Consider the following 20006-nt stretch of genomic DNA (forward strand, 5'->3'; position numbering starts at 1 on the left):
GGCGCCAGCGCCGACGAGCGACGAAAGCGGCCGGCCCGCCGCAACGGGCCAAACCGCTATCCTTGCGTCTTACCCCACGCAACCATCATGGTCAACAGCGCCTTAAGCACCGGCTGCAACGACTCCGCCCGCTCCGGCAGATAATCAAAAGGGATCTCCTCTTGCATATAATTACACTGCGCCAATTCCAACTGCACCGCATGCTGCCGAGCATGGGGCTGGCCATAGGCCCGCGTGATATACCCCCCCTTGAAACGCCCGTTGATAACATAGCTAAAAGGCTGCCCCTGGCAAAACGCGCTCAATTTTTCTCCCAGGGACGGGGCGCAGCTCGCACCCTGATTGGTGCCCAGATTCAAATCCGGCAATGTGCCGTCAAACAGACGTGGGATCACCGAAGCAATGGAATGCGCATCAAAAAGCAGCGCATAGTCATGGCGCGCCTTGATTTCACTCAAACAGTCCTTGATTTTCTGATGATAAGGATGCCAGATTTCATCCAGATAACGTTTGCGTTCCTGCGCCGAAGGGACTTTACCCTCCACAAAGGTCGGGGTACCGTCAAACAGCGTATCGGGATACAGGCCGGTGGTGGCGGTTGCGTAAAGTGGCTTGTCGTCCGGCGGCCGGTTCAGATCGATAACCATCCGCGAATAATTCCCCACCAGAATATGGGCGCCCATCTCGCGGGCGAAATCATACAGCCGGGGGATATGCCAATCCGTATCGGATAGCGGCCGGGCTGCCTCGCTAAGACCCGCTTCCACCGCCGGCGTCAGTTTGGTGCCGGCATGGGGTATGCTCACCAGCAACGGTATTGTCCCGGGTTCATAACTGAAAGCATCTTGAATTTGCATTCCTCAACTCCTCCTGATTAAGACGTTACCATCGAGTAAGGTTATTATCGGCGACGTTCGCCCCGATACACTACTGTTACCGGCATTTGCCCCCCGAGCCAGTAGGCCAGTTCCGCCGGATGCTTCACCGGCCAATGCACGAAATCAGCCAATTTCCCCGTTTCCAGCGAGCCCAGGGTATCCCCCAGCCCCAGCGCGCGGGCGGCATTGAGGGTCACGCCCGCCAGGGCTTCTTCCGGCGTCAGGCGAAACAGGGTACAGCCCATATTGATCATCAAACGCAACGAGCAGGCGGGGGAGGTGCCGGGATTGATATCGCTGGCCAGGGCCATCGGTACGCCGTGCCGCCGAAACAGCGCCACCGGCGGCAGCTGCGTTTCGCGCAACATATAACAGGCCCCCGGCAGCAGCACCGCCACTGTCCCGGATGATGCCATAGCGCGGGCATCATCCTCGGTGGCGTACTCCAGATGATCCGCCGACAGCGCCTGCCAGCGGGCCGCCAGCGCGCTGCCCCCCAGAGACGATAGCTGCTCGGCATGGAGTTTCACCGGCAATCCCGCCTGGCGGGCGGCGGCAAACACCCGGGCGATTTGCGCCGGCGAAAACGCCAGATGCTCGCAAAAGCCATCCACCGCGTCCGCCAGCCCCAGGGCCGCCACCTCAGGAATCCAGCGTTCGCACACCACATCGATATACTCATCCGCCCGGCCCCGGTATTCCGGCGGCAGCGCGTGGGCGGCCAGAAAAGTGGTACGAACCTGAATGGGATATTTTTGTCCGATTCGCCGGGCCACCCGCAGCATTTTTATTTCGTCATCCAGGGTCAGCCCATAACCGGATTTGATTTCGATACAGGTCACGCCGTCGGCCATCAGCATGGCCAGCCGGGCTTCCGCCGTCGCCAGCAGTTCCTCCTCCCCGGCCCCGCGGGTGGCGTTCACCGTCGAGAGAATCCCGCCGCCGGCGGCGGCGATGTCGGCATAGCTGACGCCCTGGAGCCGCTGTTCGAATTCCAGGCTGCGGTTACCGCCGAACACCAGATGGGTATGGCAATCGATAAAACCGGGGGTAATCACCCCCCCGCCGAAATCATGCCGCGCCGCGCCGGGGGACGCGGGCAGGTCAGCCCGGGGGCCGACCCAGGCAATGCGGCCTTTTGCCACGGCAACGGCGCCGTCTTTTATCATGCCGTACTGGCCCTGGCGTAACGTCGCCACATCGGCGCCCAGCCAGATACTGTCGAATCTTTGCGTTGCAGGCATTACCGGTTCCCCCTTAAACAGTCCATTCAGTTAAGCAATAAAGCTGCCAAAAAGTTGATATCGCGATCCGGGATAGAGCAGGCGGGCCGACGTCACCACCAATTTGCCGAACCAGGTGCGGCGATGAATAAGCAGACAGGGCTCGTTGTCCGCCAACTGCAACAGCTCCCGCTCCAGGGCGCTGGCGCAGACCGCCTCCACCCGATGCTCGCCGGCGGTGAGCGGGGCGGCTTGCGTCAGATAAAAATAGGGCGTGATATGGTTAAAATCCTGCTGAAGATAATCGGGAGCGGTGAGGGGATTGACGCAACGGTCCTCCAACTGCACCGCGATATCATTTTCATAATGCACAATCATCGAATGGAACAACCGCTGGCCGGGCTGGATACCCAGCGACAGCGCCTCTTCGCCGGTGGCGGGGCGGGCATTGAGCTCCAACAGCCGGCTGCTGTGGCGATGGCCGCGGGCGGCGATTTCATCGGCGATATTGCGCACTTCCAGCATGGCGGTCTGGGGCTTGAGCTCGGCGACAAAGGTGCCGACACCCTGCATACGCAGCAAATAGCCTTCGCTGGTGAGCTCCCGCAGGGCCCGGTTGATGGTCATGCGGCTGACGTTCAGCTCCGCCACCAGCTCGCTCTCCGAGGGAATGCGCTGATGGGGCGTCCAGGTGCCGGAGCGAATCTGCTGGATGATGGCTTGTTTGACCCGCTGGTAAATCGGCGCGGGGGTATCGCTCATTATGGCGGACAATTGTGCTGCGGACTGTAATTCAGCCACTTTCCAACCTCGGCTCGCAGGGAACATAATAAAACAGTTTACTGTTAGATTAAGCGTATGTATATGTATAGACAAGTGGATAAGCATTTCGTCTGGATGACCGCAATAACAACCCTTGTTTTCAACCTGAACCGGAAACCGCCATGCCCGTTTTTTTTGCTTCCCGAGCGCTGTTGGCGCAGGGATGGACCCGAAACGTCCGTCTTACCGTCGATCCCCAAGGCATCATAAAAACCGTCGAAGCCGACGCCCCGTCCGCGGACGCTGTCCTGCTTAACGGCCCCGTGCTGCCGTCCATGCCTAACCTGCATTCCCATGCCTTCCAGCGCGCCATGGCCGGATTGACGGAAGTGGCGGGCGATCCCCAGGACAGTTTCTGGACCTGGCGCGACGTGATGTATCGCATGGTGCGGCAACTGACGCCGGAGCAGGTGGGGATCATCGCCCGCCAGCTCTATATCGAAATGCTGAAGGGCGGTTATACCCAGGTGGCGGAATTTCATTATCTTCACCACGATCCCCAGGGACAACCTTATGAAAACCCGGCGGAAATGGCGTTGCATATCAGTCGCGCGGCGACGGAAAGCGGCATCGGCCTGACCCTGCTGCCGGTGCTCTACAGCTATGGCGGCTTCGGCGCCCAGCCGGCCCAGGAAGGGCAGCGGCGGTTTATCCAGCAAACCGAAGGCTATCTGCGCCAGCAGCAGGCGCTGATAAAACATCTGGCGGGCCGCGATAGGCAAAACCTCGGCGTGTGCTTTCATTCGCTGCGCGCGGTGGATGAGCGGCAAATCGCCGAGGTGTTGCAGGCGTCGGGACAGGATTTACCGGTACATATCCATGTGGCTGAGCAGGAAAAAGAGGTTAGCGACTGCCTGAGCTGGTCGGGACAGCGGCCGATCCAGTGGCTGCTGGAGCATTTCCCGGTGGACGATCGCTGGTGCCTGATTCACGCCACCCATATCGACAGGGCGGAATTAACCGCCCTGGCCCAAAGCGGCGCCACGGCGGGATTGTGTCCCACCACCGAAGCAAATCTGGGGGACGGCATTTTTCCCGCCACGGATTATCTCGCTCTGAACGGACGCTGGGGCATCGGCTCCGACAGCCATGTCTCCCTGAATGTGGTGGAAGAGCTTCGCTGGCTGGAGTACGGACAGCGCTTGCGCGATCAACGGCGTAACCGCATCGCCGGCGCGCGGCATAAAGCAGTGGGAGATACGCTTTATCTCGGCGCCCTGCAAGGGGGCGCCAAGGCCTGCGGCGAGCCGTTAGGCCAGTTGGCGCCGGGATATCGCGCCGACTGGCTGGTGCTGGATGACCAGGATCCCTATATCGGCACCGCTGCCGACCCGGCGCTCATCAATCGCTGGCTGTTCGCCGGCGGGCCGGGACAAATCCGGCATGTGTATGTGGGCGGACAGCAGCTGATAAGCGACGGGCATCACCGGCTCGAGCAGGAAAGCGCCCGGGCTTTTGCCGAGGTACTGCGCGACCTGAGCCGGGAGGCGCTATGAGCCCGCCGGTACGCTTCTCTTTCGATAGCCTGCCGGTCAGCCGATGGCGAAACGGCGGCGGCGAGACCCGCGAAATCGTCAGCTGGCCCGTGGACGAGCTATTGCCCGCCCACAGCGGGCCGCTGCCGGCCCTGGATGATTTTGCCTGGCGCGCCAGTATCGCCACCATCGATCGGGACGGCGGATTTTCATCTTTCCCCGGCGTTGACCGCGTCATCACGTTGCTGGAAGGGAACGGCGTGGTCTTGCACGGCGCAAATGGCGTCGCCCATTCCTTGACCCGGACGGGGGAACCCTATGCCTTCGCCGGCGAAGAGTCCGTGACCGCGGTGCTGGCGGGCGGGGCCAGCCGGGATTTCAATATCATGACCCGGCGCCTCGATTGGCGGGCAAGCGTGGTGCGGATGGACCATGAATTCATTCTGCCCGCCGTTCACAGCGGGGTGCTGTATGTGCTGGCGGGGACGTGGCGCCAGGGGAACGATGATCAGGCGAAAGACGATAAGCCGCTGGCGGCGCGGGACGGCTGTTGGTGGCATCATCTGCCGTCGCCCCTGCGCCTGCGGCCGCTGGCGCCGGAGAGCCTGCTGCTGTGGGCGGATATCAGCGCGTTGTAACGGCTACCGGCCTAGGCTTGCGGTATCTCATGCCGCCCCTTCACCAATAGATGGCAAAACGCTGCATGATTTCAGTGCGCGGCGCGTCATTATGGTTCAATCCGTTGGCGGCCGTCGGCATCGAGCCACCCATGAAGGCGGGCAAGAAGGCCGGCATTACCTTTGGGGGCCATGGATGGTTGGGCGGCATGGCGGTGCGCTATTCTGGCATAGGCTTTGCTTTGGTTAAAGTACCGGGTCTTGTATAGACAAGTCGATACAGTCGCATGGCCCGGCTTTTAGCCGGCCATCTTGGCCGTCTGTCAACTCAGGAGTGGGATATGAACAGTGTCGGTACCGGAAAATCGTTCTTAGGTCGCGTCAATCTCCTTGCCCTGGCCCTGGGCCTTATCTGTGCCGCCCCGGCCATGGCGGCCGATACCCCGGTGGCCATCGGCGTCTCCGGCTGGACCGGCTTCGCGCCGCTGACCCTGGCGGATAAAGCGGGAATATTCAAGCGCCACGGCCTGGACGTCACGTTGAAAATGATCCCGCAAAAAGACCGGCACCTGGCTATTGCCTCCGGTGACGTTCAATGTGCGGGCACTACCGTGGAAACCTATATCTCCTGGAACGCCAACGGCGTACCCATCACCCAGATTGTCCAGTTGGATAAATCATTCGGCGCCGATGGCCTGGTGGTGCGCAACAATATCAACAGCATCAAGGACCTGAAGGGGAAAACCATCAGCGTCGACGCTCCCGGCACCTCGCCCTATTTTACCTTGGCCTGGATGCTGGATAAAAACGGCATGAGCCTCAAAGACGTCAAGATAACCACCCTGGCCCCTGACGCGGCGGCCCAATCCTTTATCGCCGGCAGCAACGACGCCGCGATGACCTACGAACCTTATCTCTCATCGGTGCGGCAGAACCCGGCCAAAGGAAAAATTCTCGCCACTACCCTGGATTACCCTATGGTGATGGATACCTTGGGCTGTACCCCCGCCTTCCTGAAAAAGAATCCCCAGGCCGCCAAAGCCCTGGTGGAAAGCTATTTCGATGCGCTGGACATGATCCGCAAAGAACCGGATAAATCCAATGACATCATGGGCGCGGCGGTAAAAGAATCCGGCAAGGCCTTTGCCGAAGAATCCAGCTACCTGCGCTGGCAGGATCGGGAACAAAACAAGGCCTTCTTCAACGGCGAGATTAAAAGCTTTGAAGAAGAGGCGGCCAACCTGCTGCTGCAGATGAAAGTCATTCGCAAAAAACCGGATCTCAACACCCTCTATGATGCCAGCTACGTTAATCAATAAAGGGGTAAGTTATGTCCGTGGATAAGGATGTCGCCGCTCTGGCGGCCAAAGAGCCGGCGCCGTTGCCGACGGCCAGGCAGATTCGCCACAATCCGCTGCTGGTGCCGCTGCGGCCGGTCTCTTCCGGCCAGCGCTGGTTCCTCGGTATCGGTTTTTTTGTGCTTTTTTTCGCCTTTTGGGCCATTGCCACCTTCGGCGGCTGGGTGTCGCCGACCTTTTTGGCCGACCCGCTCACCATGGTGCATGAAGGTTATCTGCTGTTCACGGAATATAATTTTTCCCTGGATATCGGCATGACGGTCATGCGGGTGCTGGGGGGCTTTATCCTGGCGGCGGTGCTGGCGGTGCCCCTGGGCATCATGATGGGCTCCTACAAACTGGTGGAAGCCTTTGTGGAACCCTTTGTCTCCTTTTGCCGCTATCTGCCGGCCTCGGCGTTTATTCCCCTGTTGATCCTGTGGGCCGGCATCGGCGAAACGCAGAAAATATTGGTGATTTTCATCGGCTCGTTTTTCCAGATCGTACTGATGATCGCGGTGACCGTCGGCGGGGCGCGGCGGGATCTGGTGGAGGCGGCCTATACCCTCGGCGCCTCCAGCCGCAGCATTGTGCGCCGGGTGCTGATACCGGGGGCGGCGCCGGAAATTGCCGAGCTGCTGCGTCTGGTGCTGGGCTGGGCCTGGACCTATGTCATCGTTGCTGAGCTTATCGGGTCATCCAGCGGCATCGGCCATATGATTGTGGACAGCCAGGCATTGCTCAATACCGGGCAGATCATTTTCGGCATCATTACCATCGGCTGTATCGGGCTGCTGTCGGATTATTTATTCAAGGCGCTTAATCGCCGCCTGTTCGCCTGGAGCGTAGCGCCATGAACTACAGCAAGCTAACCGTTCGTCAGGTTTCCAGGACCTTTACCGGGCCGAAGGGCCAGCAGACCCAGGCGTTGCTGCCTATCGATTATCGCGTGGAGGAAAATGATTTCATCACCATTCTCGGCCCATCCGGCTGCGGTAAATCCACCCTGTTGCGCATCATTGCCGGACTGGATCGGCCCAGCGAAGGGGAAGTGTGGCTGGATGGCGGCCTGATAGACGGGCCCGGCGCCGATCGCGGCATGGTCTTCCAAAGCTATACGCTGTTTCCCTGGCTGACGGTTGAGCAAAACATCTGCTTCGGCCTGCGGGAGCGGGGCTTGGGCAGCGCCCTGCAGCGGGAGCGCTGCGACTATTTTATCGCCAAGGTCGGACTGCGGGGATTTGAGCAGCACTATCCGCGCCAGCTGTCCGGCGGCATGCAGCAGCGCACCGCCATTGCCCGCGCCCTGGCCAACGATCCCAAGGTCCTGCTGATGGACGAGCCCTTCGGCGCCCTGGATAACCAGACCCGGGTGCTGATGCAGGAGCTGTTGCTCAGTATCTGGGAGTCGTCGCGCAAAACGGTGTTATTTGTCACCCATGATATTGATGAAGCAATTTTCATGGCCAATAAAGTGGCGATTTTCAGCGCACGGCCCGGAAGAATCAAAACCGAAGTGCCGGTTAACTTTCCGCATCCGCGGGATTATACCTTGAAGACCACGCCGGAATTTATGGCGTTGAAAGCGCGGGTCACCGAGGAAATCCGCAGTGAAACGCTGCAAAGCATGGCCGGCTGAGCCGGGCTGGCCGGGGCGGAAGGCCGTGCCCCGGCGGCCACGATAGACCCCGCTGGTAAACGGCGGCGGCAAAGCGGTATCGATTATTTTTTTAAATCGGCTTTACTTGTATAGACAGGAATAGATTATGCAAATTTCGTCGCAGCAACCGTGATGACAAGGGGGCGGATATCAACCGCCGCCAGCCCGGTATTTGTACTTCGTCATTAATATCAAGCCATGAACAATGAAGGAACCCGTAATGAAAAAAGATTTTAGCCAAGCCGTCGCCCGTCCGGTCAGCGCCCCCCGCGGCACTGAACTGACCTGCAAAAACTGGCTTATCGAGGCCCCGTACCGCATGATCCAAAATAACCTGGATCCGGATGTGGCGGAGCGCCCGGACGATCTGGTGGTATACGGCGGTATCGGTAAAGCGGCTCGCAACTGGCCCTGTTTCGAAGCGATTCTCCAGAGCCTGCGGGACCTGAACGAAGACGAAACCCTGCTGGTGCAGTCTGGCAAGCCGGTGGGGGTATTTCGCACCCATGTGGACGCGCCGCGGGTAATGATCGCCAACTCCAACCTGGTACCGCACTGGGCGACCTGGGAGCATTTTCATGAACTGGATCGGGCCGGGCTGATGATGTACGGCCAGATGACCGCAGGTTCCTGGATTTATATCGGCGCCCAGGGCATCGTGCAGGGCACCTTCGAAACCTTTGCCGAAGCCGGCCGCCAGCATTATGGCAGCGATTTGTCAGGTAAATGGATCCTCACCGCCGGACTCGGCGGCATGGGCGGGGCGCAGCCTTTGGCCGGCGTGCTGGCGGGGGCCTGCGTACTGGCCATTGAATGCCAGGAATCCCGCATCGATTTTCGCCTGCGCACCCGTTATCTGGATAAAAAAGCCTATAATATCGACGAAGCGCTGAACATGATCGAAACCGCCTGCCGCCAGGGAGAAGTTATTTCCGTCGGCCTGCTGGGCAATGCGGCCGAAATTATGCCGGAGCTGGCGAAACGCGCCGCCGCCGGCGGACCCCGTCCCCATATCGTCACCGACCAGACCTCGGCCCACGATCCGTTGAACGGCTATCTGCCGGCGGGCTGGAGCCTGGAGCAGTGGAACGACGCCAAAAAGAGCGCTCCGGAAAAAGTCATCAAAGCCGCGCGCCAATCCATGGCGGTGCACGTTAAGGCCATGCTGGAGTTCCATAAAATGGGCGTGCCGACGGTGGACTACGGCAACAATATCCGCCAGGTAGCCCTGGAGGAGGGCGTGGAAAACGCGTTCGACTTCCCCGGTTTCGTGCCGGCCTATATCCGTCCGCTGTTTTGCGAAGGCAAAGGCCCCTTCCGCTGGGTGGCGCTGTCCGGCGATCCGGAAGATATCTACAAAACCGACGCCAAGCTCAAAGAGCTGTTCCCGGACAACGCGTTATTGCATAACTGGCTGGACATGGCCCGCGATCGCATCGCGTTCCAGGGCTTGCCGGCACGGATCTGCTGGCTGGGCCTGGGCGAACGTCATCTCGCCGGGCTGGCCTTTAACGAAATGGTGCGCACCGGCGAACTGAAAGCCCCCATCGTCATCGGCCGCGATCACCTCGACTGCGGGTCGGTGGCGTCGCCCAACCGGGAAACCGAAGCGATGCGCGACGGCTCCGATGCGGTCTCCGACTGGCCGTTATTGAACGTCATGCTCAGCACCGCCGGCGGCGCGACCTGGGTCAGCCTGCATCATGGCGGCGGCGTCGGGATGGGCTTTTCCCAGCATGCCGGCATGGTTATCGTCTGCGACGGCAGCGAAAAGGCCGATGAACGCCTGGCGCGGGTGCTGTGGAACGATCCCGCCACCGGCGTTATGCGCCACGCGGATGCCGGTTATCCCGAAGCCATTGCCTGCGCTAAAAAGTATGGACTTAAATTGCCGATGATTGGATAGTAAATCCATGGGAACACAGCAAAACAGGAAAGCCACTGTGGATGTTCATCAGCTAAGTTTCCCGGCCCGCGTCGTCCGCGGCGCCGGCGCCATCAATAAACTGGGGGAACTGTGCGCCGGCCTGGGCCGGCGTGCCATGGTCATCGGCGGCCGCCGCGCGCTGGCGTCAATCGAACAGGCGGTGTTCAGCCAGTTGGTCACCGCCGGCGTGACGGCGGCGGCGATGCAGTGGTATGGCGGCGAATGCAGCGAAACCCATATCAACCGCCTGGTCCTGGAAGCGAAGGCAGAGGGGATCGATGTCATCATCGGCGCCGGAGGCGGCAAGGCCATCGATACCGCCAAGGCGGTGGGCGCGTCCCTGGGGGCGCCGGTGGTGACGCTGCCCACCATCGCCGCCACCTGCGCCGCCGTGACGCCCTTGACCATTCGCTATTTCGACGACGGTCATTTCCGGGATCTCTACCCGCTGCCGCAGGCGCCGGCGGCGGTGGTCATCGATACGCAGCTATTGGCTTTATCTCCGTTGCGCTGGCTGGCGGCGGGGCTGGGGGACACCTTGGCTAAATGGTATGAATATCGTTCCATCGCCCATCCCGCCGATCTGAACGGGCTGTCGGCGTCAGCCAGCGCCAACAGCCGGATCTGTTATGATCTTATCCTGCAGTACGGCCAGGGGGCCTGCGGCGCATTGACCGAAGGGAAGCCCGCGCCGGCTCTGGAACAGGCGGCGGACGCCATTTTTATCTTCGCCGGCCTGACGTCCATCATGGGCAGCGGCGCCCACGCCTCGGCGGCTCATGCCATTTATGAAGGATTTACCGTTAACGACAAAACCCGCCAGTTCGGCCATGGGCTGCTGGTGGGTTACGGTAACCTGTGTTTACTGGCGCTGGAGCAGCGCAGCGATGAAGAGCTGCTGGCGGCCATCCGCCTGGCGAAGGCCTGCGCCGTGCCGACCCGGCTGGAGGAGATTTGCGCTGATTTGACTGCCGCCGAGCTCGGCGCCATTTGCCGCTCTTGTGCCGAGGCGCCGGATATGGCCAATATGCCCCATACCGTCAGCGCCGACGATGTCCGGTCGGCCATGAATCGGGTGGACGCACTGGCGGCCAGAGACTGACGATACTCATTATTGACACTGAAGCGGCATAAACCCCGGCTGATATAGCCTGTAAGGAATCAGCCATTTTTCCCTTTACGGGAAAACAGTACCACCGACACAATAATCAACGCGGCGCCGGCGACCATTTTCGCCGTCGGCCGCTCATTGAACAACCACCAGGCGAACAAAATGGCATACACCGGCTCCAGGGCAAAAAACACCGAGGCCGAACGCGCCTTGACGAAACGCAGGCTGGTCACCATTAAACTGTGCGCCGCGCCGGTACAAAACACCCCCAGCAAGGCCAGGTAAAACCAATCCATCGCCGCTGCCTGGGGCAGCGCCCGAAAGGCGAACGGCAGCATCAGCAGGGATATTACGACGTTCTGGCACAGCGCGGCCTGTACCGGACGAACGTTGGCGGCGGTGATGCGATTGCACAGGATCAGGCCGGCCAGCAGCGCGCCGGATAGAATGCCCCACAAAAAGCCCAGCGTGCTTTGGCTGCTGAAGCTGAACGCCGGGCATACCATGACAAGGCCAAGGCAGATGACGCCGATGAGCAGCGCTTCACGCCGGGTAATGCGTTCGCGGAACGCCAGGCCTTCAAACAGGGTGGTAAAGGCCGGAAAACTGGCGAAACCCAACGTGGCGACGGCCACTCCCGCCGCCTTTACCGAGATAAAAAAGGTCAGCCAATGGCCGGCCAGCACAATGCTGGACCCCAGGATCAGCAGCAGCCCCCGCTGACCGATCCGCTGCCAGCGAAACCCCCTGACGCACAGCATCAGGACCGCCAGCACCAGCCAGGCAAACCACGCCCGGCCGAAGACGATGGCGGCGGGAGACGCATTAACCGCCTTGCCCAGAATGCCGGACAAACCGAAAAAAAACGCGGAAATATTCAGTGCGATATAGGCGTGACGTTTATCCATAGAATTCAGCGGGCCCTGTTATCCATCCCGGCCGCAGCTTACCGGCGGAACTGTGCGGCACGTTGGTTTGCCGACAATGCAAAGGGAAGGTTCCATGCTGCCTGCCAGCGAACTGTTTTAATAGTCTTTTTTCATTAATTTAATAGGCTGCTATGCTTTAATTCAGAAGGTCGCCATCATTGGGCGCTCTGTTTATCCATTGACGGGGAGAGGCGATGTATCAGTATGTTCCTGGCGCGGTGTACCGAAAAATCGATGCACAGAAATGGCGCCGGATTTTTATCGTAGGGGATCTGCACGGCTGTTTTGATCTGCTTTTGGAAAAATTGGAACGGCAGGGATTCGACACCGAACAGGATCTCCTGGTGTCGGTGGGGGATTTGATTGACCGCGGCCGCCAAAACCTGGAATGTCTGTCGCTGCTCAGGGAAAAATGGTTCTGCGCGGTGCGTGGCAATCACGAGCAAATGGCCATGGATTCGTTGGCGGACAACGATCCCGGACTGTGGCTGGCCAACGGCGGCGACTGGTTTGCCCGTCTTGATTCAGCACGGCAACAGCAGGCGAAAGCGCTGATTGCCGAGTGTGCCGGGCTGCCGCTGGTGATTGATATCCCCATGGACCAACGGCACGTGGTGGTGGCCCATGCGGATTATCCCGCCGATAACTACTATTTTGATCAGCCGGTGGACAGTGAAGAGCTGGTATGGAGCCGGCGCCGTATTCACCGAAATCAGCAGGGGCGGGGCGTCCCCATTACCGGCGCCACGCACTTTTTTTTCGGCCACACGCCGCTTAACCGGGTCAGGCATTTCTTCAATCAGTACTATATTGACACCGGCGCGGTGTACGGCGGGTCGTTGACCTTGGTGGAAATCAATACCCTACCGGTATGATTGACTATAATAAACCAGGTTTCTCGTTTTATCCGACTGTTGGGATAATGTGAACCGAGGCTAAAGGTAACGGGCTATACTCGCCATACTTCAACTTGCCGTCCTCCGGCAGGTTGAAATAGTGAGGGTATATAACGGCTAGAGGATTAGCCAACGACGAAGGAGTTTAACAATGGGCATTTTATCCTGGATTATTTTTGGTCTTATTGCCGGTATTATCGCCAAATTCATCATGCCGGGCAGAGACGGCGGCGGTTTTATTCTTACCGTGATATTAGGGATTATCGGTGCGGTGGTGGGGGGATATATCAGCACCTTCTTCGGTTACGGCCGGGTAGACGGATTTAACATCGGAAGCTTTGCGGTGGCGGTGGTGGGCGCTATTGTAGTGTTGTTGATCTATCGGCTGGTGGCCCGTAATGATTAATGGTCAGAGGATGTAAATTTTTCTTCTGATCCCCGGCGCCGTTAATGCGAATAATCAATAACGGCGACCGGTTCCTGAATCTCCCTTGCTTATATACTCCCGCCATTTCCAGCCTTATGGGTTAGAGGCGCGTTTGTCATCTGCGTCATACATGTCATGAAAACATCACGCCTGAAATAAATACCATCGCCGAAGAGACAATGATATTTATTTGGACGACCACGCATATCGCCATACCATGGAATTTCAACGCCTTCAGGCGGCCTGGCTGTTGTCAGGGACATCCGTATTTTTCGTCATCTGCTCAGGCACGGGGCTTAACACCGCATCCAGGGCCCGCAGATGCCGCTCCTGCCAGGACAGCATCACCTCATTGCCGGCGACCCAGCCGGGGTCGACTTCGGCGGCGCTGAGCTTCACCATGAAACCGGGCTGGCCGGCCACTTCGGTTAACATCCGCACATGATCACCCAGATAGATATATTGCTGTATCCGGGCGCTGATTTGCTGGCTGCCGGCGGGAAGCTGGTGTTGCGGCACATTGACCCGCACCCGTTCGGGGCGGATGCACAGCATGATTTTACGCCCCGGCGAACTGGGGCGGACCTTGAGCGCCCGCAGCATGGTGCCGTCATCCAGGGCGGCGCGATAATAGTCGCCTTCGCTGCCGGCCTGGGTGGCCAAAAGGCCGTTGTTTTCGCCGATAAACTGCGCCACGAAGGTATTCTGCGGCTCTTCATACAGCTTGCTGGGCCTGTCGATCTGCTGGATGATGCCGTCGTTGAATACCGCCACCCGGTCCGACATGGTCATGGCTTCGCTTTGATCATGCGTGACATAGACAATGGTCAGCTCCAGCGCCTGGTGCAGCGCCTTGATTTCCATCTGCATATGTTCGCGCAACTGCTTATCCAGCGCGCCCAAAGGTTCATCCATCAACACCAGCTTGGGTTCGAATACCAGCGCCCGCGCGAGGGCCACGCGCTGCTGCTGCCCCCCGGACATCTGCGCCGGATAGCGGTTGGCAAGATCGGTGAGTTTGACGCGATCCAGCACCCGGTCCACTTTTTCCTTGATATCGCTGCGGTTCAGCCGACGTATGGACAACGGAAACGCCAGGTTCTCCGCCACGGTCATATGGGGAAATAACGCATAGTTCTGGAACACCATGCCGATATCCCGCTGGTGGGGCGGCAGATGGTGCAGCGGCTGGTCCCGCAGGAAAATTTCCCCCTGGGTCGGGTTTTCAAATCCCGCCAGCATCATCAGGCTGGTGGTTTTTCCAGAACCTGACGGGCCCAACAGCGTGAGAAATTCACCTTCGGCAATATCCAGGTTCAGGTTTTTGACCACCAGCTTGTCGCCGTCGTAGGTTTTTTGGATATTTTTGAAGCTTACATAGCTTTTCATGGCAGAACTCTACCCCTCTTAGCGGTATCCCGACGGGCGGCCTTACTGCATTGGATCGTGCATTGGATAACGCGATAAAAATGCAATAAAGCGGGTTTTCCCGCCATCGTAAATAGATAGACCGTTACGGAAACGACAACCTGTTAATGGGAGTTAAGCAGGGCGATCGGTTTGCCGACGAGGATGTGGCACGGGTTATGCTTAACCCATGGGGGCGGCGGCTTCTCCACCCGATGCCCCTATCTTTACCACTGCTTTTCAGCGACGACAAGGAAATTCAGGGGCAAAAACAAAAATTCTTACGGGTTGATGCGAAGGTGCCAACTCTATGATTGTTATTGCTTTTTTAAAAGCATAAGCCAACGATTTCTATCATCGCGCTCTGATGGGCGCAAAGCGGCGGGACGATCGCCCGTTCCGGAGCGCCGGGCACCAAAATAAGGCAGGCGGAAGTTAACAGCGCACACCGAAGCTGGCATAAAGGTGTTAAAGGGAGACCGTGCTGATGGGGTCGAAGCGGGCGTGGTTTTACCGCCCGCCGTAGCGCCCCACAGCGCGGTAGGCCCGCGATCGCCGAACGTGCAACGAGCGGGTGTTAAAGGGAGACCGCCACAAGGCCGGGTCGAGCCCGCCGCAGCCAGCCACCGTTTCTACCCGCCTCGAGCCTAAGAAGCACCCGCGCCGGTTTGCCGCGCCAGACAGGCCATCAACACGCTGAACGCCGGTTCGATAGCGGCTTCATCCACACAGGCATAGCCCAGCAACAATCCTTTTTTACGCTGTGACGTCAGATAATAGGTGGAGAGCGGCCGGACGTAAATACCTTGCCGTCCCGCGTCCCGCGCCAGGCGCTCGTCATCCACCTCCTCCGGCAGCGACATCACCAAATGCAGACCGGCGTTGCTATCGTCCCGCAGCGCATCCTCCCCCAGATGCTGCAGAATCAGACGGCTCAGCACAGTACGCCGTTTACCGTACAGCAGCCGCATACGGCGGATATGGGAGGCATAATGCCCCTCGGCGATAAACTGCGCCAATACCAGCTGGGTAATCCAGTGGCCGCCGCGGTACAGCTCCGCATGGGCCACACGCATCTGCTCGGCCAGCGCCAGGGGCAGCACCATATAGCTGATTCTCAGTCCCGGATAGAGGGTTTTACTGAAGGTGCCGATATAGATCACCGGCGCCTGCGGCGTCAGGCTTTGCAGGGCGGGAATAGGGTTGCCGGAATAGCGGAATTCACTGTCATAATCATCCTCCACCACCCAGGCCCCGCACTCCTGCGCCAGGGCCAGCAGACGCTGGCGCCGGGTAAGGCTCATCACCGCCCCGGTGGGATATTGATGTGACGGTGTCACGCATATCAGCCGAGGCGCATCCCCCTCCGCCGGCACATCCGGCAGGCTGATCCCTTGATTATCCACCGTCACGGGAACCACTTCCACGCTATTGACGGTGAGCACGTTGCGCAGCCCCCAATAGCAGGGTTCCTCAATCCAGGCGCGATCGCCGGGATTGCACAGCATCTTCGCCAGCAAATCAACGGCCTGATGGGTGCCTTCGGTAATAATAATCTGCTGCGCCTCGCAGTTCACCGAGCGCGCCACCCGCAGATAATCCACCAGCGCCTGCTGCAGGTCCGGGCTACCCCCCATGCGCGAGTAGGTCAGATAGTCCGGCTTGATACGCCTTATCAGCCGGGAATGAATGCGCCGCCACAGGCCGTGCGGAAAATTGGACACGTCCGGCACCCCAGGCATAAACGCGCCCCACTGGTGCGGCGACGCGCCGGTTTTAGCCAGCAGATGGGCCCCTCTTTGGGAAAATTCGTTTTCCGCCAGCCGCCGGGAGGCCGGCGGCTGCTCGTTAACCGGCGCCATGGCGCCGTCGGGCATATGGTCGGTGACAAAGGTTCCGCTGCCGGCGCGGGTAAAGGTATAGCCCTCCGCCAATAATTGTTCATAGGCGGTACTGACGGTATTGCGCGACAGCGACAGCGCCCCCGCCAGGTCGCGGGTGGGGGGCAGACGGCTGCCGGCGCCGATGACGCCCTCCAGGATAGCCAGGCGGATACAGTCGTATAAGCGGCGGTGCAACGGGCCCTGGGTATGGGCGGACAAGCGCTGCAGCAGCATATCGGTAAGAAGCGATCTCAATTGGCACCTTCATTTTTTCAGAACTGGCTCTGGATTATAGAGCCACAACGGGGATAAATAGCAATCGGGAGTTAGGCCAGGGTCCGTGTTGGGTATTTTATGCCGCATCATATCGGGAGTCATCGCAGCATGAACAATAGTGAAATGAATCAACGTCGTCTGTCAGCCACGCCGCGCGGCGTGGGGGTAATGTGTGATTTTTATGCCGCCCGGGCGGAAAACGCCACCCTGTGGGACATTGAAGACCGACCCTTCACCGACTTCGCCGCCGGCATCGCGGTACTCAATACCGGTCACCGCCATCCGAAAATCATCGCCGCCATCAAGGCGCAGCTGGATCTCTTTACCCATACCGCCTATCAAATCGTCCCTTACGGCAACTACGTGACCCTGGCGGAAAAGCTTAACGCCATCGTGCCGGTGGACGGACCGGTAAAAAGCACCCTGTTCAGCACCGGCGCCGAAGCGGTGGAAAATGCGGTGAAGATCGCCCGCGCCTATACCAAACGGCCCGGCATCATTACCTTCGGCGGCGCCTTTCACGGCCGTACGCTGCTGACGCTGGCCCTCACCGGCAAAGTGGCCCCCTATAAATTGGGATTCGGCCCGCTGCCGGGACAAATTTTCCATGCCCGCTATCCCAATGCCCTGCACGGCGTGTCCGTTGAACAGGCCATTGACAGCATTGACTCGCTGTTTCATACCGATATCCCGGCGGATCAGGTGGCGGCCATTCTGTTTGAGCCTATCCAGGGGGAAGGCGGATTCAACGTCGCGCCCCCCGAATTTATCATCGCGTTGCGCAAGCTGTGCGACCAGCACGGCATCTTGCTGATAGCCGACGAAGTGCAAAGCGGTTTTGCCCGCACCGGCAAGATGTTTGCCATGGAGTATTGCCCGCAGGTGAAGGTGGATCTGATCACCATGGCCAAGAGCCTGGGCGGCGGCATTCCCATTTCCGCCGTGGCCGGCCGCGCCGAGGTGATGGATGCGCCCGCGCCGGGCGGACTGGGGGGCACCTATGCCGGTAACCCGCTGGCGGTGGCCTCCGCCCTGGCGGTGCTGGAGGTGATTGAGGAAGAACAGCTTTGCGCCCGCGCCCGGCGCCTGGGGGCCCATCTGACGGAAACCCTGAACAAGGCCCGGTCATCCTGCCCGGCAATCTCCGCGGTGCGCGGACAGGGATCCATGGTGGCGGTGGAATTCGCCGATCCGGCCACCGGCAAGCCCGATCCGGTCTTTACCAAGAAGATCCAGCGCCAGGCCCTGGAGCAGGGGCTGCTGCTGCTGACCTGCGGCGTTCATTACAACGTCATTCGTTTCCTGTACCCGCTCACCATCCCCGATGACCAGTTCACCGCGGCGCTGGACCTGCTGAGCCGGTTGCTTAAATCATAACAAGACCGAGGAAGATCAAGACTATGCAGCTTAATGACCCGACATTGTTTCGCCATCAGGCTCTGATCAACGGCGAATGGCGCGACGGCGACCATGGCGCCGTTGAAGCAGTGACCAATCCGGCCACCGGTGAAGTGCTGGCGGAGGTGGCGCAATTGAGCGCTGCCCAGACCGGCGCCGCTATTGGCGCCGCCGCCGATGCGCTGGTCTCATGGCGCGCGCTGACCGGTAAGCAGCGGGGAGTGGTTCTGCAAAAATGGGCTGCCCTCATTGAGCAACATCAAGAGGATCTGGCGGTTATCCTGACGGCGGAACAGGGCAAATCCCTGGCGGAAGCCCGCGGCGAAATCGCCTATGCCAACAGCTTCATCATCTGGTTTGCCGAAGAGGCCAAACGGGTGGAAGGGATGGTATTACAATCCCCCCAGGCCCATCAGCGGTTGCTGGTGATTAAACAGGCCATCGGCGTCACCGCCGCCATCACGCCGTGGAATTTTCCGGCGGCGATGATCACGCGCAAGGTTGCGCCCGCGCTGGCGGCCGGTTGCACCATGATTGTCAAACCCGCCGAGCAAACGCCCCTCACCGCCCTGGCGCTGGCGGAGCTGGCGCAGCGGGCCGGCATTCCCGCCGGCGTTCTGCAGGTAGTGACCGGGCCGGCGGCGGCGGCGGGCAAAGTGCTGTGCGACAGCCCCGTTGTGCGCAAGCTCAGCTTTACCGGCTCCACGGAAGTGGGCCGTTTGCTGATGGCCCAATGCGCCCCCACCATCAAAAAGCTCTCCCTGGAGCTGGGGGGCAACGCGCCGGTCATTGTGTTCGACGATGCCGATTTGGACAGCGCGGTGGCCGGCATTATGGCGTCGAAATTCCGTAACAGCGGGCAGACCTGCGTGTGCGCCAACCGTATCTACGTGCAGCGGGGTATCTACCCGGCGCTGGCCGCCCGGCTGGTGGCAAGCGTCGAGGCCCTGAGAGTGGGCAACGGCATGGAGCAGGGCGTGACCCAGGGGCCGCTTATCGACGATGACGCCGTCGCCAAGGTGCGCGCTCATATCGACGACGCCCTGAGCCAGGGAGCGACCCTGCTCACCGGCGGGCGGCCGCACGCATTGGGGGGCACCTTTTTCCAGCCTACCGTTATCGGCGATGTGACGGCCTCCATGCGTTTCGCCCGGGAAGAGACGTTCGGCCCGGTGGCGCCGCTGTTTCCTTTTGACGATGAGGCGCAGGCCGTGGCCATGGCCAACGACACTGAATTCGGCCTGGCGGCCTATGTCTTCACCCGCGACGCGGCTCGTCAATGGCGGGTGCCGGAAGCGTTGGAGTACGGCATGGTGGGCATCAACACCGGTCTGATTTCCAATGAGGTGGCGCCGTTCGGCGGGGTGAAACAATCCGGTCTCGGACGGGAGGGATCCCGCTTCGGCATTGATGAATACCTGGAAATGAAATACCTGTGCCTGGATCTTTCCCCGGCCCGGTGAAACATGGCCCGGCCCGCGGGGTTTCCTCGCGGCGCCCGGCCCGGATCGGGCTGCATCCCAAAGGTGCAACCGCTGCCCGCACTGCACATATTTAACGCACAAATTGTAGGGTTATTCCGCTTTTCCTTCCCGTCAGCCCGCCTCCGTAGCCTTCCGCTGGAATTTGCCAAAGTGGCACGAAAGATGCTTGATGTATGATGCATCATTTAACCTGGCGATAGCGCCCGGCCAATGATGACGAATCATTAAACACATAAACCATTTTGCTCACTTTGTT

The 20006-nt window shown here is 59.8% G+C and carries 18 protein-coding genes; 12 read left to right on the top strand and 6 right to left on the bottom strand.

Features of this window, described 5'->3' with window-relative positions; genetic code table 11:
- Nucleotides 1–56: 56 nt before the first annotated feature.
- From hutG to hutC, 3 genes are read right to left on the bottom strand one after another with little or no spacing between them, the layout of a single operon-like run.
- Nucleotides 57–857 carry an N-formylglutamate deformylase gene (gene hutG, locus ACL2XO_RS14360; RefSeq protein ID WP_413740922.1) on the bottom strand — a complete coding sequence of 267 codons (801 nt, stop codon included), beginning with the start codon at nt 855–857 and terminating at the stop codon, nt 57–59.
- A 44-nt stretch (nt 858–901) separates the two neighbouring features.
- Entirely contained in the window at nt 902–2122 is a 1221-nt protein-coding gene (hutI, locus tag ACL2XO_RS14365; RefSeq protein ID WP_413740923.1) for an imidazolonepropionase, read from the bottom strand.
- Between the two features lie 30 nt (nt 2123–2152).
- Nucleotides 2153–2902 carry a histidine utilization repressor gene (gene hutC / locus ACL2XO_RS14370; protein ID WP_132921693.1) on the bottom strand — a complete coding sequence of 250 codons (750 nt, stop codon included), beginning with the start codon at nt 2900–2902 and terminating at the stop codon, nt 2153–2155.
- A 143-nt stretch (nt 2903–3045) separates the two neighbouring features.
- On the opposite strand from hutC, the gene ACL2XO_RS14375 reads away from it, so the two are divergent.
- From ACL2XO_RS14375 to ACL2XO_RS14410, 8 genes are all read left to right on the top strand, one after another.
- Nucleotides 3046–4419, top strand: coding sequence for a formimidoylglutamate deiminase (locus ACL2XO_RS14375; RefSeq protein WP_413740924.1), 1374 nt, complete (start codon nt 3046–3048; stop codon nt 4417–4419).
- Nucleotides 4416–5036, top strand: a complete 621-nt coding sequence (locus ACL2XO_RS14380) for a HutD family protein (protein ID WP_413740925.1) — start codon at nt 4416–4418, stop codon at nt 5034–5036. Before ACL2XO_RS14375 ends, ACL2XO_RS14380 begins: the two co-directional genes overlap by 4 nt.
- A gap of 65 nt (nt 5037–5101) precedes the next feature.
- Nucleotides 5102–5284 carry a hypothetical protein gene (locus tag ACL2XO_RS14385; RefSeq protein ID WP_413740926.1) on the top strand — a complete coding sequence of 61 codons (183 nt, stop codon included), beginning with the start codon at nt 5102–5104 and terminating at the stop codon, nt 5282–5284.
- Nucleotides 5285–5356: 72 nt separating this feature from the next.
- Nucleotides 5357–6334, top strand: coding sequence for an ABC transporter substrate-binding protein (locus tag ACL2XO_RS14390; RefSeq protein ID WP_132921690.1), 978 nt, complete (start codon nt 5357–5359; stop codon nt 6332–6334).
- 11 nt (nt 6335–6345) lie between these two features.
- Nucleotides 6346–7209, top strand: a complete 864-nt coding sequence (locus ACL2XO_RS14395) for an ABC transporter permease (RefSeq protein WP_132921689.1) — start codon at nt 6346–6348, stop codon at nt 7207–7209.
- Nucleotides 7206–7991: an ABC transporter ATP-binding protein gene (locus ACL2XO_RS14400; RefSeq protein ID WP_203521503.1), complete on the top strand. Its 786-nt coding sequence runs from the start codon at nt 7206–7208 to the stop codon at nt 7989–7991. The genes ACL2XO_RS14395 and ACL2XO_RS14400 overlap by 4 nt, the downstream gene beginning before the upstream one ends.
- A 241-nt stretch (nt 7992–8232) precedes the next feature.
- Nucleotides 8233–9918: a urocanate hydratase gene (gene hutU, locus ACL2XO_RS14405; RefSeq protein WP_413740927.1), complete on the top strand. Its 1686-nt coding sequence runs from the start codon at nt 8233–8235 to the stop codon at nt 9916–9918.
- Nucleotides 9919–9955: 37 nt separating this feature from the next.
- Nucleotides 9956–11041, top strand: coding sequence for an iron-containing alcohol dehydrogenase family protein (locus ACL2XO_RS14410; RefSeq protein WP_413740928.1), 1086 nt, complete (start codon nt 9956–9958; stop codon nt 11039–11041).
- 59 nt (nt 11042–11100) lie between these two features.
- Here the strand turns inward: ACL2XO_RS14410 and ACL2XO_RS14415 are convergent, their stop codons facing one another.
- The gene (locus ACL2XO_RS14415) at nt 11101–11958 is read right to left on the bottom strand and encodes a DMT family transporter (protein WP_413724401.1); all 858 of its coding nucleotides are present in this window, start codon (nt 11956–11958) and stop codon (nt 11101–11103) included.
- A gap of 215 nt (nt 11959–12173) precedes the next feature.
- Between ACL2XO_RS14415 and ACL2XO_RS14420 the strand changes: the two genes are divergently transcribed.
- Together ACL2XO_RS14420 and ACL2XO_RS14425 are read left to right on the top strand one after the other, a co-directional pair.
- On the top strand, nt 12174–12854 hold the full coding sequence (locus ACL2XO_RS14420; RefSeq protein WP_413740929.1) for a metallophosphoesterase: 681 nt from the start codon (nt 12174–12176) through the stop codon (nt 12852–12854).
- 172 nt (nt 12855–13026) lie between these two features.
- Complete coding sequence (locus ACL2XO_RS14425; RefSeq protein ID WP_413724403.1) at nt 13027–13281, top strand: GlsB/YeaQ/YmgE family stress response membrane protein; 255 nt, start codon at nt 13027–13029, stop codon at nt 13279–13281.
- A gap of 255 nt (nt 13282–13536) precedes the next feature.
- On the opposite strand, the gene ACL2XO_RS14430 is transcribed toward ACL2XO_RS14425, so the two are convergent.
- Both ACL2XO_RS14430 and ACL2XO_RS14435 read right to left on the bottom strand, forming a co-directional pair.
- Nucleotides 13537–14691 (bottom strand): ABC transporter ATP-binding protein, encoded by a 1155-nt coding sequence (locus ACL2XO_RS14430; protein ID WP_132921684.1) that lies wholly within the window; start codon nt 14689–14691, stop codon nt 13537–13539.
- 665 nt (nt 14692–15356) lie between these two features.
- On the bottom strand, nt 15357–16847 hold the full coding sequence (locus tag ACL2XO_RS14435; RefSeq protein WP_413740930.1) for a PLP-dependent aminotransferase family protein: 1491 nt from the start codon (nt 16845–16847) through the stop codon (nt 15357–15359).
- Nucleotides 16848–16976: 129 nt separating this feature from the next.
- Here ACL2XO_RS14435 and ACL2XO_RS14440 point away from each other — a divergent pair, with 129 nt between their 5' ends.
- Both ACL2XO_RS14440 and ACL2XO_RS14445 read left to right on the top strand, forming a co-directional pair.
- Complete coding sequence (locus ACL2XO_RS14440) at nt 16977–18245, top strand: 4-aminobutyrate--2-oxoglutarate transaminase (RefSeq protein ID WP_413740931.1); 1269 nt, start codon at nt 16977–16979, stop codon at nt 18243–18245.
- 23 nt (nt 18246–18268) lie between these two features.
- A complete protein-coding gene (locus tag ACL2XO_RS14445) occupies nt 18269–19729 on the top strand; it encodes an NAD-dependent succinate-semialdehyde dehydrogenase (protein ID WP_413740932.1) in 1461 nt (486 codons plus the stop codon).
- Nucleotides 19730–20006: the final 277 nt, after the last annotated feature.

Source organism: Sodalis sp. RH15 (assembly GCF_047324255.1).
Lineage (GTDB): Bacteria > Pseudomonadota > Gammaproteobacteria > Enterobacterales > Enterobacteriaceae > Acerihabitans > Acerihabitans ligni.